Source organism: Vibrio pectenicida, assembly GCA_024347015.1.
GTDB lineage: Bacteria > Pseudomonadota > Gammaproteobacteria > Enterobacterales > Vibrionaceae > Vibrio > Vibrio pectenicida.
The window spans coordinates 709,791-725,186 of sequence record AP024890.1; the positions used below are offsets into that span (position 1 = coordinate 709,791).

Annotated in this window: 13 protein-coding genes; 12 read left to right on the forward strand and 1 reads right to left on the reverse strand. The window is 40.9% G+C overall.

Features of this window, described 5'->3' with window-relative positions; translation table 11 throughout:
- Nucleotides 1–26: 26 nt before the first annotated feature.
- From OCV27_RS18155 to tssG, 12 genes are all read left to right on the forward strand, one after another.
- Entirely contained in the window at nucleotides 27–2,105 is a 2,079-nt protein-coding gene (locus tag OCV27_RS18155) for a type VI secretion system Vgr family protein (protein ID WP_125323279.1), read from the forward strand.
- Complete coding sequence (locus tag OCV27_RS18160) at nucleotides 2,105–2,593, forward strand: hypothetical protein (protein WP_125323280.1); 489 nt, start codon at nucleotides 2,105–2,107, stop codon at nucleotides 2,591–2,593. Before OCV27_RS18155 ends, OCV27_RS18160 begins: the two co-directional genes overlap by 1 nt.
- A gap of 19 nt (nucleotides 2,594–2,612) precedes the next feature.
- Nucleotides 2,613–3,941 carry a hypothetical protein gene (locus OCV27_RS18165; protein ID WP_125323281.1) on the forward strand — a complete coding sequence of 443 codons (1,329 nt, stop codon included), beginning with the start codon at nucleotides 2,613–2,615 and terminating at the stop codon, nucleotides 3,939–3,941.
- A complete protein-coding gene (locus OCV27_RS18170) occupies nucleotides 3,922–4,905 on the forward strand; it encodes a DUF2169 family type VI secretion system accessory protein (protein WP_125323282.1) in 984 nt (327 codons plus the stop codon). Before OCV27_RS18165 ends, OCV27_RS18170 begins: the two co-directional genes overlap by 20 nt.
- Nucleotides 4,902–5,870, forward strand: coding sequence for a hypothetical protein (locus OCV27_RS18175; protein WP_125323283.1), 969 nt, complete (start codon nucleotides 4,902–4,904; stop codon nucleotides 5,868–5,870). The genes OCV27_RS18170 and OCV27_RS18175 overlap by 4 nt, the downstream gene beginning before the upstream one ends.
- Nucleotides 5,871–6,053: 183 nt before the next feature.
- The gene (locus OCV27_RS18180) at nucleotides 6,054–8,048 is read left to right on the forward strand and encodes a serine/threonine protein kinase (RefSeq protein WP_125322808.1); all 1,995 of its coding nucleotides are present in this window, start codon (nucleotides 6,054–6,056) and stop codon (nucleotides 8,046–8,048) included.
- A gap of 3 nt (nucleotides 8,049–8,051) precedes the next feature.
- Nucleotides 8,052–9,605: a type VI secretion system protein TssA gene (gene tssA, locus OCV27_RS18185; protein ID WP_125322807.1), complete on the forward strand. Its 1,554-nt coding sequence runs from the start codon at nucleotides 8,052–8,054 to the stop codon at nucleotides 9,603–9,605.
- Between the two features lie 26 nt (nucleotides 9,606–9,631).
- On the forward strand, nucleotides 9,632–10,141 hold the full coding sequence (gene tssB / locus OCV27_RS18190) for a type VI secretion system contractile sheath small subunit (protein WP_125322806.1): 510 nt from the start codon (nucleotides 9,632–9,634) through the stop codon (nucleotides 10,139–10,141).
- 9 nt (nucleotides 10,142–10,150) lie between these two features.
- Nucleotides 10,151–11,626: a type VI secretion system contractile sheath large subunit gene (gene tssC / locus OCV27_RS18195; RefSeq protein ID WP_125322805.1), complete on the forward strand. Its 1,476-nt coding sequence runs from the start codon at nucleotides 10,151–10,153 to the stop codon at nucleotides 11,624–11,626.
- A gap of 60 nt (nucleotides 11,627–11,686) precedes the next feature.
- A complete protein-coding gene (gene tssE, locus OCV27_RS18200; RefSeq protein ID WP_125322804.1) occupies nucleotides 11,687–12,097 on the forward strand; it encodes a type VI secretion system baseplate subunit TssE in 411 nt (136 codons plus the stop codon).
- 18 nt (nucleotides 12,098–12,115) lie between these two features.
- Nucleotides 12,116–13,864 carry a type VI secretion system baseplate subunit TssF gene (gene tssF / locus OCV27_RS18205; protein ID WP_125322803.1) on the forward strand — a complete coding sequence of 583 codons (1,749 nt, stop codon included), beginning with the start codon at nucleotides 12,116–12,118 and terminating at the stop codon, nucleotides 13,862–13,864.
- Nucleotides 13,861–14,859, forward strand: a complete 999-nt coding sequence (gene tssG, locus OCV27_RS18210) for a type VI secretion system baseplate subunit TssG (protein ID WP_125322802.1) — start codon at nucleotides 13,861–13,863, stop codon at nucleotides 14,857–14,859. Before tssF ends, tssG begins: the two co-directional genes overlap by 4 nt.
- A gap of 14 nt (nucleotides 14,860–14,873) precedes the next feature.
- Here tssG and OCV27_RS18215 read toward each other — a convergent pair whose 3' ends face one another.
- Nucleotides 14,874–15,176 (reverse strand): GNAT family N-acetyltransferase, encoded by a 303-nt coding sequence (locus OCV27_RS18215; RefSeq protein WP_125322801.1) that lies wholly within the window; start codon nucleotides 15,174–15,176, stop codon nucleotides 14,874–14,876.
- Between the last annotated feature and the right edge of the window lie 220 nt (nucleotides 15,177–15,396).

A 15,396-nucleotide genomic window follows, 5' to 3' on the forward strand; every position in this document is an offset into this window, starting at 1 on the left:
TTTATTATTTGTATCAGGTAAAAGGTATGACAACTGACGTAGAATTTAAATTTGAAATTCAGGGAACTGGCCATGAGTTTCGCGTTGAAAGCTTTCAAGTAACAGAAGAACTGTCTAAGCCATTCCAAGTTAGCCTTTCATTGCTTTCACTTGATGCTGATATCACCTTTGATGAGTTAATTCGTAAGCCAGCTTTATTGACTTTATATGGTCAGGGAACAGGTACTGCTCGTTTGTTTCATGGTGTAGTGAATGAAGTTCGCTTTGTTGGGCAAGGGCGGCGTTTTGCCCGTTACCAGCTAGTTTTGGTACCGCAGACTTGGTTTATGACTCAAAGGCAAGATTGCCGAATATTCCAAAATCTTTCTGCCCCAGAGATTGTTTCTCAAGTATTAGATGAGGCATCTGTTACCGACTATAGGCTTGACATATCAGGTATGTATCCGCCTAAAAATTACGTGCTTCAATATCGTGAAAGTGACAATAACTTTGTTCAACGCTTACTTGCTGAACATGGTATGTGGTACTACTTTGAGCACACAGAAGCTAATCACACTATGGTAATTGTTGATAGTAATGATGCCATACCTGAGTTAACTAGTACGCTTCTCAATGGTTCGCATCTTGGGCCTCTTGTCTATCATTCTGATGCAGGTGGGGTGCCGGATCGTGAGCATATTTTTAATTTAACTGCAATAAATCGAGTACGAACTGGTAGCACGACGTATAGTGATTATAACTATGAGCATCCTAAGACACCGCAAGAAATGGCGAGTGATGGGCCTTTAGATCAAGACCTAAAGCAGTTTGATTACCCTGGACGTTATGTTGAACCTTCAATGGGTCAAATACGTGCTTCTGAGTGGATAGCCGATCATCAAGTTGATAATCAACAGATCGAGGCGGCCTCAAGTATTATGCGTGTTATACCAGGTTATAGCTTTAATATTAGCGAGCATCCACGTCGCGCAATTAACCGTGACTATACCATGCTATCGGTTGTCCATAGTGGTCATGATCCACAAGTTCATGAAGATGAAAGTAGTGGTTTACCGACCACTTATGAAAACCAGTTTATTTGTATTCCACGTGATACCATTTTTAAAGCACCTAAACTGCCTGCTCCTATGGTCGATGGCCCGCAAACCGCAGTAGTTGTTGGACCATCGGGTGAAGAAATTTATACCGATACTTTAGGCAGAATCAAGGTTCAGTTTCATTGGGATCGCTATGGTAATAATGATGAAAACTCAAGTTGTTGGATTCGAGTAAGTCAGTCAATGGCTGCGCCAACATGGGGAGCCGTATATTTGCCGCGTATCGGCCACGAAGTGGTGGTTACCTTTTTAGAGGGCGATCCTGACCGTCCGTTAATTACTGGTGCAGTCTATAATGGATTACATTACCCTCCTTATGCGCTGCCAGAAAATAAAACTCGTACTACTTTTCGTACCCAAACTCACAAAGGTACAGGATATAATGAACTGAGTTTTGAAGACGAGGCGAATCAGGAAGAGATCTATATTCATGCTCAGAAAGATATGTCGACTAAGGTGCTTAACGATCGCTTCCGTGATATTGGCCAAGACGAATTTTTAAAGGTTGGGCGTCATCAAACCAATGAAGTTCATGGTGATCATAAAGAAACTATCGATGGTCATAAAACTACTCAGGTGAACAGCACTTTTACTGAAACGGTTGAACAAGATGTGACCGTCACCTATAACGCTAATGAAACACAGACAGTTAAAAACGACTCGGCTCTCTCTATTGGTGATAACCGCACCACTAAAATAGGCCTTAATGACGATCTTGATGTCGGTGAAAACAGTAATCTGACCGTTGGAGCCTCACGTTCGGCCAACATTGGCGCAGATGATAACTTGTCCGTTGGCGGTAATTTAACTGTTGCGGTGAAAGGGAATACTTCCTATAAAGCAGACGCGGCGACTCAGGTTATTAGCGGTGATAAAATCGTACTTAAGACAGGTGGTTCATCACTGGTTATGAATAGTGATGGCACCATCAAGCTCTCAGGAGTATCTATTACGGTCGAAGGTAGTGATAAGGTGGTTATCAAAGGTGGTAACGTGGCAATTAACTAATGAAACAGCAACAAACCTATATCGAGTTATTCGAGCAAGAAACGCAGCAAGCCGAGCAATCGGCTTGCTTTTCCCGTTTTGGCTGTGTACTGGACTTTAACCAAGCAACGAACAGCGTCAGGATAAACTTTGCCGATAATCCTATAGATCAACCTATTTGGGCTAGATTAGGGCGTCATTTTGAACAATCTGAACTTCAGCAGGCAATGGATAATCAAGTCCGTTGCAGGATTGAGTTTATTAATCAAGATCTGACTCTACCCATAGTAACGGATCTGTTTTTTGCCCTGTTAGATGATGGTAAAGAGTTAGCGATCAGTGCAGATAAGCTTATGCTCGACAGCACAGATGAATTGATTATCGGCAGTAGCGAGGCAAAAACCTATTTTCTTGGTAAAGAAGGGAGCGTAACAACCAAAGCTGAGCATGTGACTTCAAAAGCAAATAAGGCTCAAAGAATTCTTGGCAGTACGATTGCGATAAATTGATGATGGCAGATGTTTGACCATGAGACAAAGAATAACCCCTCAACAGCTTAGCTATGCGTTAAGCCAACAAGATTTCGATCAATCGATCGAATCATTAAACAGTAGTATTGCAGATCTTGATCAACTGAAGCCTAGCTGGTTACAGTTTTGTCGTGAGAAATCCCAACTAGCTAGGGAGTCATTTTCCTTTTTATTTCGTCAGTGGGTACGCTTACACCGCAACGGTTATCCCGCTACAGATCAGGATTACCTAAGATTAGTGGAACGCGAAATGTTCGAACTTAAACAAGTCTATATTGCTTTGTTTAACCTCCACCCAGGGCTTGTCTACGAGCAGAAAGATTTGTCACCAGAACTGTTTATTTGGTTAATGCTTGAATTAGAATTTTCTCATCAACTGCATCATCTTCATAGTGCTTTGAATCTTGTACAAGATATTGACGAAGAAATTGCAATGCTGATGTTTTTAAAAGCGAAAGCAGCAAATTTAGATTTGATAGTTGCGCAGTCCATAGAAGGGGGGGTAGTCGTTAAACATTGGTGCTTTGATTTACTCAAGCGTCGCCAAACCTTAAGTATTGGACTTACGAAACATTGGCTTAAGAATAAATCTCTCGATGATCCTCAAGTGCATTCCACCTTGGCAAAATTCGATGTTGAAGAAAGTATTGAATGGATAAGTACTCAAGAAAATGACGAAAACTATCTATTTGAGTTATTGCTATGTAAACATGACCGAGGTACTTGGTTTAGAAAGCGTTTTGGAACTGATGAGTCCGCTTTAACCAGTGATAAGGTGATGACTTACGCTAAGTTACTTGAGTTGAGAGAATTTCGTCAATTTACTCCTAGCAATAAGATGGCACCAATTCAATTAGCCTTGTCTGCTCAACCTTCGTGGTTAGAAGTCGCTCTAGAGTATTTCACTACTCTTGGCGACGATGATGAAAACGAGGGTGAAGAGTGGTTGTTTGCACTGTATATCGTTTATGGTGAAAAATTCCCTCTCAAACCTCATGAATTGGGTATTGAGTATGATTGGAATGAAGCAAAAGACGTAGTACAAAGCTGGTGTGAAGAGGATAAGCACTATACCAGTAATCCAATGCGACTTGGTGAAGTGCTCAGTTATCAATCGACTCTACGTGCAATGCAACACCCATGTGTTCCAGAGCGCTATCGAGTATGGCTTTGGCGTCAGGTTTGTATGCATGGTCGTGTATATATGCCTTGGCATTGGGCAATGCCCTCATATCAGCAAGATTGGTTATTTGATAAATTAAAACAGCAAACCGCTGCCTCAGAGAGGTTTAACCTAAGGAACCAGAATGCAACTGTGGGATATTGAGCATACAGAAGGCCTACTCATCAAAGGGCGATTTCAAAGTGATGTGGATGGGCATGAAGTCTGGGTTCTGACGGCAAAACGTCAGTGGAATATGCTTGATAAGCAATGGCAGGAAGTACCAGCTGAGGGTATTTACGATGACCCAGTATATCTCGGTGAGCCGGGATCTTCAGTAATGAAAATAGACCATGAATTTCCAGTCACGAAACAAAATACTGATGTGTTGGTCTATGGCAAAGCTCGCAGTTATGCTAAACGACCTGTGGTCTATCATGAATGCCGAGTACTGATTGATGGACATATTGATAAAACAATTGCGGTTCATGGAGAGCGACTGTGGATTCAACATGGAGGTACTGTTACAGTTTCAAACCCAAAGCCTTTTGTTGAAGCAGATATACACTATGGTAAAGCTCTCGGAGGGGATGCACGAAATCGTATTGGTTGCGGTATTGCATCTAGTACAGCAGAGTTACTAAACAAACCAGTCCCTAGTGTTTTTTTTCCCAATGAAGAGTGGGCGCCAAACAGTAAAAATGTCAGGCTGGCAGGGTTTGGGCCAATTGCTCCATTCTTCGCAGAGAGAACTCAATATGGTGGAACGTTTGATGTGCATTGGGAAGAGCATCGTCGACCACTTCTGCCTCAAGATTTTAATCCAAAATTCTATCAATCTGCGTCTTCAGATCAGCAATGTAATGGTTTTTTAGTTGGGGGAGAAAGACTAATGATGAGTGGTTTTAGCCATGATGAGGTATTTTCATTTCGTCTACCTGCAGAAAAATATTTAGCGAGAGCGAGCTTTAGTGAAGAAGATCTCTGTTTACCTATGCAGATACATACTTTGTTCGTTGATACTGAATCAATGAGCCTAACTCTAAGTTACAGCGCATCTTTTCCCTGTCAAGGAAAAGGACATTTATTGGTTTCTTCTAAGGTTTCTCAGGTGCAGGAGGAAGTATGAGTCATCTTTTCGGTCGTTTTGTGTTGGATACTGATGTTGTCACCCCTATGGGAATGAACCTTGACTTATCGCTAACCATTGCAAAAGCGGATTTAGCAAGGTTCAATCAGCTCCAAATGGACAATGGTGATAAATATACTTTTTCTAGAGTGGGTTTTATTGAATCAGAAGATAAGCCAAAACGACTAATTGAAATTATCGATTTGTTGCTTACTTCGATGTTAAATAAGTTGCCCAAGATGCTCAAACCAGTACCAGTATTTATCTCGGCGCCTGAATCTATCGATGCCGCAGAATTAAGTAATTGGATAGAAGATAGTGACCATTCTAAATGGGTGTCAAAAATTGAAATATTTCATTCTAGTGGGCCGAAACTTATCGAAACATCATTACAATCACTTGATAATCATGATGCGATTATCACTATTGCGGCCGATTCATTGTTTTGTGAGCTTGAACAGTTGATTGCTCAATCTCAAGTATTGGGTAATCACAACCCGTGGGGAATGATTCCGAGTGAAGGAGGAGCTGGTGTTATTTTTACTAGAAAAAACATCATTGAGACACTTAAATTGCAACCAATGGCGATGTTGGAATATTTTATTTCCGAGCCGGGATGTAATGACCGAAGAGGGATGATGCGGCTTGTGCGCAAAGCATCGAGTAATTTTCAACATTTAGGCCGTGTCTATTCGGATATGTATAACTCACGTTGCCATAGTGAGGATTATGGTTTTGCCTTGGGTGCACGAGCTGAGAAGTTTGACAATCCTCAGCAACCTTTTTTAATTAATGACTTATGGGGTACTTTAGGACAGGCATCAGCTTTGGTATTGCTTAGTGCTTTTACTCGTACCCATAAGTGTTCTGACAGTGCATCTTTACTTATGTTTGACACCTGTGGTGATCGGGGATTATTAAAAATGTCGCTGTGTGACTATAACCCAAATCTTCAATCACTCTGAATAAATAATAAATTTATCTATAAAAAAGCGACAAAAGAATCAGGCATTTTACCAAGTTCACCGTCATTCTGACTAAATTACTAGATATAGTGGGCTTTTTATTTTTACCAGGTTGAAAAGTAATATTCAAAATAATTAATATGCTCATCTAGTAAATATTATCAGCTGGCTAAAGAGTAAAACGTGTCTGATCAAAATGGGTCAAGCGATAGCTATATCAATCAATTAGTTCATAAAGCTATTGAGAGAAAGAAACACTTAGAGCATCAGGAAGCACAGCGCAATAAGCCTAAGTTGGAATATGTTTTATTCTCTCAATTTGATGTACTGGAATCATTTCCATCAAAAAATGGTAATACAACCCTTTATCACTTAGCTAAACAGGGAGAGCCTGAGAAACAGGTTTGCTGTAAAGTGGCAAATGAAGGGACATCTAATCATGAACATTCGCAGTTGATTGGTGAAGCAAGCAAACTTGAAATATCTCAGCACCCGAGTGTTGCCGACTTTATTAAAATCGGTAATGAGTTTGATCGCCCTTATATTATGTACGAGTGGATCCACGGTGAATCGTTAGCTAAAAAAATTGAAAGGCATAGCAAAAAAGGTTTTCGCCATGATCATATTGCTTGGCTGGTCTATCAATTGGCTGGCGCCCTTGAGTATATGCATACTCGAGGCGTGTGCCACCTTGATATTAAGCCTGCTAATGTTCTGGTTGGTGAAGATGATAGCGTTAAGCTCATCGATTTTGGTGCTGCCCGATATTCAGGTGAAGCGCAAAGCTTGACCGAAGTTAGCATGAACTATGCGTCACCTATGTATATCGAAAGTGGAGTCTCTAAACCACAAGATGATGTTTATTCTTTGGCATTATTGACGGGGCATTTATTCTTAGGCTCTACATATGGAGATGTCTGGCGCCAACTTTTGGGACAAAAAAAGCGTTGTCACTTAATCCCTAAGCACGTTTGGTTGTTACTTAAAAATGTACTGAATAAACCTCGCTCACATGGCTACACGGCGATTTCTTTTGCTCAGGCTTTGGCAAGGATTGATACCGAAGCACTTAAATCAGATAATAGCGCCCCTTTGTTTTCTAACCTAAGAAACGCCGATCTTGTTCTGACTAATCATAGTGCAACAGACAAGTTTTCGCTTGGCCGCTTTAAATATCTAGAAGCGACGTTGGTGGCCTCTGTTCTTTTGGTTAGCGGTACTTATACGTATGACTACCTACAGCCGGAATGGAAGCCGTCAGCAAAATCAGGGTTTACTGAACTAGCTAATACAATCGAAACAATTAAACCGGCTCAAACCGCTTCGTTTCTTGCTCAGCCGCCATGGAAAATCGAATATGCATTGGACGACATGTCAAACGATGTGGTCTTAATGGCACCTTATCAGGAAGCGTATCAGGTTCAACAGAGTAAACTACAGGATGTTTATCAAGATAATCAAGAGAGTGTGATTGAGAGACGAAATATTGCAGTTAGCTTACCGAACACCTTGCAGGAAATTCGCTCAGATTTGGTCACATTACATGCCAACTTAAATAATGATGGTGTTTTATTTGCCAAAGCTCAAAGGTCATTGAATCAAGTGATGGCGAATCTTAATCTTTTAAATGAGCAAGCGCAGGAAATGGTTAACTATATAGGTCGGCAAGACAATGATCTGGCCAGCCTTATACTTAGTGGCCAAGCAAAAGCTGTCGATGATTATATGAAATCTGCTTGGGCGAACCATCAGGCAGAATCTTATTACTACAGCCAAGTGCTACCAGGGACTTTACTAGATAAAGTGTACGCTGCTATCGATATGAGTGCTGAACAACATTACTATTCTCATGCGATTGACCAAGCGAAAACTGCCACACAGTTTTATGGTAATACTCCTGAACTTGTAGCAAAGATTCGCGCTCTTAAAGTTGCTCGCAGTGAGTACATATTGTTTAGCACTGTTACTGAACAGTCCATTTTTGAAAACGAAAAATTGAATGCTTCATTGACTGATTTGCAGGTAAATGCACCGAAAAAATTTGCTGAGGTGACAGAGCTGCTCAATAGTATGGCTAAGGACGCCATTCGTAAAAGTCACCAAAAATCTAAACCAGCTCGCGGAGCTCTTGCCGTTCAACGTGCCATCAGTGGCTATCAACCTGGTGTAAGGAGCTAAGCTGTGGTCAAAGATATCAAAACACTTCTTGAACCTATCAGCACTGCCTCTCCTGTCGGAGATGATGCTCGTTATGAGTTTAGTTTTGAACTAATGGAGGCTGAAGTTAAAAAATTCGGCTCATTGTTTGGTGAAACTGTTGATTGGAAAGTAGTTGAAGATAATGCCACTGAAGTATTAAGCAAACATAGTAAAGACTTTAAAGCGATGTGTTATCTCACGCGGGCTATGGTCGAAAGCCATAGATTAGTAGGGCTGGAGAATGGTTTAAGCTTGATATGTGAAGCGTTAATTTGTTTTGGTTCTGACTTATACCCGCGCCGAAAACGAGGCAGGGATGGCGCTGTAGAGTGGCTAAATCACCAATTGAAACTCGCGTTGCCTAAGTTAGAGATACAGCAAATTACATGGGATGCGGTATCTCGTTGCAGTGATTATGTTGAGAATATTCAGCGTCACTTTGATGAAATTTTCCAAGACTCAGAAGCAGACTTTTTTGAATTAAAAAGCGAGTTAAACCGTTTATCACAATCTCTTGATGTTGACGCTTTACATTCGGCATCCATTGAAGGATATACGTCGCCTAATTCTGAGGAGACGGTTCAACCTGATAATACTAGTCAACCGATAGAAAAAATTGTTAAGCCGAAACTGGAATCATCTAAAACAGCAGGTTCGGCGTCACCACCACGTCAGGCTCAAGAAGTGGATATTGATACTGATTTTTCTTCTCCAACCGCGTCAAGAAGAACACTAAAGAAAGTTGCGGAGATGATTCTTGCCGCTGACCCTGATTTGTCGCTGTCGTATCGTATTCATCGCCACCTTACCTGGCTAGATATTGATGAGTTACCTGATCATAAAAATAACGAGACACTGTTAACTCTTGCGGTATCCCAAGATAAGCAAGCTGAATACCGTGATAAAGCGAAACAAGAAAGCGATATTGACACCATAAAACGTCTTGAACGGACTTTGACTGATGCCCCTTTTTGGCTGACTGGGCATTTTTATGTATATCAGATGCTGAAAAATCTAAACCTAGAGGATACGGCGCAAGCTGTTTATGAGGAAGTCAGTAATTTCGCTCATTCATTGCCGGGTATAGAACAGCTGTCATTTAAAAATTCGATACCATTTGCTAGCCAAGCCACAGCCGAGTGGCTGAGTCAGCCTAGCGCAGCCAAGCTAGCTTCTGCCCAACCAGTAGTTTTGGCAGAGTGCGACTTGGTATCCATGGACGATGTAACTCTCGAAAATTTGGGAGAGCGCGTAGCAGAAGTAGCCCAAAACTTAGCGCAAGATAGCACTGGGCGAGGGCAATTTATGCTGCATTTGCAAATCGTAAAAGCTTACCAAGCTGTTGGTCTTTACGCTCTATGTTTACCTTATCTTGAAAAGTTATGGTCAGTTAGAGATGAAATGCACCTGTTCAGCTGGGAACCACACCTTTCTTTACAACTAGATGATTTAACTGAAAAGCTTCTTAAGCAGCTTTATCCATCCAGGGAATTGCTGCCAGTAAAGTTTGAGCTGTGGGAGTCAATCTACAACTAACAATACAATTAGATAAGGAACTAAATATGTCACGCGATGGCTCGGTAGCTCCTAAAGAGCGAATTAATATCCGTTATGTTCCAGCGACTGGTGATGTGCAAGAAGACGTTGAACTGCCGCTGAATATGATGGTTGTCGGTGATTTCACCGCTCGTTCTGACGAGACGCCAATTGAAGAACGTATGCCAATCAACATTGATAAGGACAACTTTAACGAGGTTCTAGAAGGTTATGCGCCTAACTTGAAAGTTAATGTTGAAAATCGTCTAAGTGATGAAGAAGGTGCCCAGCTTGGCGTTGATCTAACGTTCAAGGACATGAAAGACTTTTCACCTGAATCTATCGCTAAGGCTGTCCCTGAACTTAAAAGCTTGCTTGAGTTAAGAGAAGCATTGGTTGCGCTAAAAGGTCCACTGGGCAATGTACCGGCTTTCCGTAAAAAGATTGCTGCGGTTCTTCAGGATGAAGACGCTCGTAAAAAATTACTCGAAGAACTCAGCATTGGTGAAGATCAAGACGCTGAAAAGGCTGAATAAGAGGATACTATGACAGCAGAAGCACAAGCTCCAGAACAAGAAGCGGCGTTAGCTGACTCTGGCTCTCTTTTGGACAGCATTTTAAATGAAACACGGTTAAAGCCAACGGATGAAGGCTTTGATGTTGCAAAACGTGGCGTTGAAGCTTTTATTGGTGAGTTACTAAGCAGTAACGCAACTGAAAAGGTTGACCAGTCCTTGGTTGATCTTATGATTGGTGAGATTGATCAAAAACTTTCAATTCAAGTTGATGCGATTCTTCATAATGAAGAGGTCCAAGCAATTGAGTCAACATGGCGTGGATTGAAATATTTGGTTGATCACACAGATTTTCGTGAAAATATTCTTATTGAATTGATTTCGGCGAAAAAAGACGAAGTATTAGATGACTTTGAAGATGCACCAGAAGTGGTAAAATCAGGTCTATACAAACAAATCTATACTCGTGAATACGGCCAATTTGGTGGTAAGCCAGTTGCGGCAGTGGTTTGTGATTATCAGTTGAGTTCATCAAGTCCTGATATTAAGCTAATGGAATACATGGCCAATGTGGGTGCTATGTCTCATGCTCCATTTATTACGTCAGCGTCTTCTAAGTTCTTTGGTTTAGATAGCTATGAAGAACTGCCAAACATGAAAGACCTGAAGTCGGTATTTGAAGGGCCGCAGTACACTAAATGGCGTGGTTTACGTGAGCATGAAGACTCTCGTTACCTTGGCTTATGTACTTCTCGCTTCATGTTACGCAACCCGTACTCTGTAGAAGATAATCCAATCAAAGCCTTTGATTACGATGAGTTAGTTACTGATAGCCATGATAACTTCTTGTGGGGCAACTCAGCTTATGCAATGGCATCTAAGATTAGCGAGTCATTTGCCAAATATCGCTGGTGTCCAAACATTATTGGTCCTCAAAGCGGTGGTTCAGTGTTTGATCTACCAGTTTATAACTTTGAGTCTATGGGACAGATTGAAACTAAGATACCAACTGAAATCTTAGTTTCAGATCGCCGTGAGTTCGAATTGGCTGAAGAAGGTTTCATTGCGCTGACTATGCGCAAGGGGTCTGATAATGCTGCCTTCTTTTCTGCAAACTCAATCCAAAAGCCTAAGGTTTTCCCGAACACGCCGGAAGGGAAGAGCGCGGAGATGAACTACAAGCTAGGTACTCAGCTACCTTATATGTTCATTATTAACCGTTTAGCGCACTATATAAAAGTACTTCAACGTGAGCAAATTGGTTCTTGGAAAGAACGTTCAGATCTTGAAATTGAGTTGAATAAGTGGATTCGTCAGTATGTTTCTGATCAGGAAAATCCGCCAGCGGAAGTTCGTGGTCGTCGTCCTCTTCGTGCCGCTAAGGTAGAAGTATCGGATGTTGAAGGCGATCCAGGTTGGTACAAGGTGTCTATGTCTGTACGTCCGCACTTCAAATACATGGGTGCAAGCTTTGATCTTTCTTTAGTTGGGAAACTAGACCAGTAATATCAGCATTTTTCTAATAACGAACGGCCAGTCATCTGGCCGTTCTTTTTGAGGTTAAGTATGGAAAAAGGTTATCGATTACTTGAGCGTATTGAATTAGGTGAACCAAAAAACTGTTATGAAAAAGTGGTGTCTCATAAACATCTAATTGAATCCATTCATATCCATCTTGCTGATTTACTAAATACTCATGCAGGGAATGCAATGATAGACAATGATTATGGCCTTCCTGACTTCAATGATGTTCTTGCTAGTCAATCAAACTTGGTGCGTCATATTCAACAGAATATCAGTACGACAATTTACAAGTTTGAACCAAGGCTTGGCAATATTGAAGTTACATATCGTCAGGACTTTCATAATCCCTTACAGCTGAGTTTTGGTATTACCGGTGAAGTAAGCCATAACGGCGGGCAGGTCCCAATGTCTATCAATGTGTTTATGGGCGTTGATGGTAAATTCAACGTTTAAAGTTAGGAGAAGTGTTTCGTGAGTAGCAGCAAATATTTTCAAGATGAGCTTTCTTATCTTCGAGAAGCGGGAAGCGAGTTTGCCAAATATCATCCTAAGTTAACTAACTTTCTTGGTGAAGGTGTTTATGATCCAGACGTAGAACGTCTTTTGGAAGGCTTTGCTTTCCTTACCGGTAGGATCAGAGAAAAGATAGATGATGAATTGCCTGAGCTGACTCAATCACTGATGACATTGCTTTGGCCGCATTACATGCGCTCTGTACCTTCAATGTGTATATCTGAGTTAACGCCACATGTTGGCAGCGTGACTGAAAAGTTGGTTGTTGAACGTGGCATTGAAATGGCGAGCGAACAAGTTGAGGGCACTCAATGTTTATTTAGGAGCTGCTATGACGTTGCTTTGTACCCCATCAGTATTACTCAAGTTGAACAGTCTAATAGCCGCACTAATTCGAGTGTAGACGTGTCCATTGCTGCCGAATTTGGCCAAGATCTATCAAGATTAAAAATGGATTCGTTGCGTTTTCACTTACATGGTGAAGTACATATTACCCGCAGTTTGTATTTATGGCTATTTCGTTACTTGGATTATGTTGAGCTTGATGTTGGTGGCGGCTTCACACATAAATTGCCATCTTCTTGTATTAAGCCAGTTGGTTTTGGTGATGACGAAGCAATTCTACCCTACGGTAGTAACTCATTTTCTGGCTACCGTCTCTTACAGGAATACTTTTCTTTACCCGAGAAATTCATGTTCTTCGATGTAACAGGACTGGATTGGTTATCAGGTGTTCCACAACGCTCAACGATGAAAATATCTTTTGTGTTTAAACGTGCGTTACCATCAGAAATCACTGTAAAAAATAAACATTTACGCTTGCACTGCACTCCAGCTGTGAATTTGTTTAGTAAAGATGCTGACCCGATTCGATTGGAGCATCGTAGAAGTGAATATAAGGTTAGGCCTCAGAGCAGTAATCAAGAGCATTATGAAGTTTACTCAATCGGTAAGGTTGAAACGTGGAGCAAAAAAGAGCGTTGCCGTAAGACGTTAATTGAGTTTGAATCTTTTGAACATCAGATCAATCAGCGTGATAAACGAGAATTCTATAAGACTAAAGTCTCTGAACGTGTTAGTGGTCGCGGTTTAGAGCGCTATATTTCTTTTCATACGCACAACAGTGATATTGCAGAGCTAGGTTCTGAAACAGTCTTAATGCAACTCACCTGCAGTAATGGTGAGTTGGCAGAGCGTTTGTCAGTTGGTGATATTACATATTCGGCACATAATTCACCGACTTATGCTAATTTTGCCAACATCACTAAACCGACTCAATCTGTTAGTCCTCAAGTAAATGGCGAGTTGCAATGGCAGCTGATTGCCAATATGTCATTAAACTATTTGTCATTGGCAAATATTGATGTTTTAAAAGTGTTACTTTCAACTTACGACTTCCACTCTCGCATCGATCGCCAAGCCCACCGAGCATCAATACACAGATTAGACGGGATTAAGAAAAGTGAAATGCAGCCTGCAGATAGGGTATTTCGTGGTACCGCTATTCGAGGAACTCAGTTCAGCCTTACCGTAGACTCCTCTTTCTTTGTCAATGAGGGGGATATGTTTTTATTGGTGAGTGTGTTGAACGAGTTTATCCGTTTATATTCGAGCTTGAACTCCTTTACTGAGCTTGAAGTGTTTGATGAAAAAACTGGTGAAAATTATCATTGGCCAAGCCTTGTAGGGCAGCAGACAGTACTATGATTGACCATATTGAACAACAAACTCATGAATTTAGTTTTTTCCAAGCGGTTTCACTATTGGAAAAATATTATCAAGCAGAAACGAATTCTAGCTATCAAGGTATCGGCCATAACAAGTATATTTCTGAGGAGTACATCCGTTTTAGTGTCTCGCCTAGCTTAGCTTTTCCTAAAAGTGACATTGATTATATTTCACACTATGAGATAGAAGGTAATCCCTATACTCGAATTGAGGTGAACTTTCTGGGCTTGCATGGGACTAGCTCTCCGCTTCCCTCATCTTATACTGAGAAAATAGCAGGAAGAGAAGATGAAGATAATCCGGTAAAGCAGTTTTTTGATTTTTTTCACAATCGGCACTTGTCATTAGTCTATCGGGTTTGGAAAAAATATCGTTACCATATTCAGTATCAGAATGAGGCGAAAGACCCGTTTTCAGGTCGTATGCTGCATCTGCTTGGCTTGTCATCAGTAATGCAAGAAGCGGAAGTCAGTGAACTAGATAGAGCTAAGCTACTATCGTATGTTAGTCAGCTTTCTACAAGAACTCGATCGCCCAAACTTTTATCAGGTATCGTGGCACATTACTTTAGTTTGAAAAGAGTGTTTGTCGATGAATGGATCTATCGACGAGTTAAAATTCATCCTTCGCAAAGGAATAAACTTAATCATGATAATTGTATGCTGGGCCAAGATTTTCATTTAGGTAAATCCTTGTCTGATTTAGTTGGTAAGTTTCATCTGCGTATTGAAGATATTGATTTTTCCACCTACCAAACATTTTTAACTGGTAGAAGTAATTACAAAACGCTTATTGGCTTGATGCAGTTTATTTTACGTGACCCTTTAGCGTGGGACATGATCATGAAAGTGAAGCTTGAGACTATTCCTAAAAACGCTTTGGGAAAAGGAGAGGGGAATTTACTTGGTCAAACCTTATGGCTTGGAACGCCTGAGCTCAAAGATGTATCTATCAAGCAAATAGGGCAGTTATAGCAGCAGTTATATAACTACAATGTTATTTCCATTCTGGTTGCTGGATAAGTGTAAAAATACTCCTCACCAATTATATGGCCACCAAGATTTTCGTAGTATGCATTCATTGAGGTTTCTAACGTTGTCAGCTGCATAAACTCAGCGTTATAGGTGCGACAAATTTGTTTCGCTAGTTCTACTGTTCTCGTACCTATGCCTGCTGAACGATATTTGGGTGTAATATACAGGTAATTCAAAAACAGAGTATTGTCTTGAGACTCGCAGTCTTCAATTGCAAACATACCAACAGGGGAGTCCTGTATAAATAAACCGTACATTTCAGGGATACCATTAGACTCGATATATTACTTAAATAACTTGTGCGAAACTTGACGCCTTTATTTCTTACATAGCCCCATTCGCTCTCTGCCCATTGAGCAAAAAGCGAGAGATATTTTGGACAGCGGATTAAGTTAATCGCTGACACTTCGCCATGCTCTTCGTTGATAAATTTCATGATTTAGTGGATTTTATTACTAATTGCATAGATGGAAAATA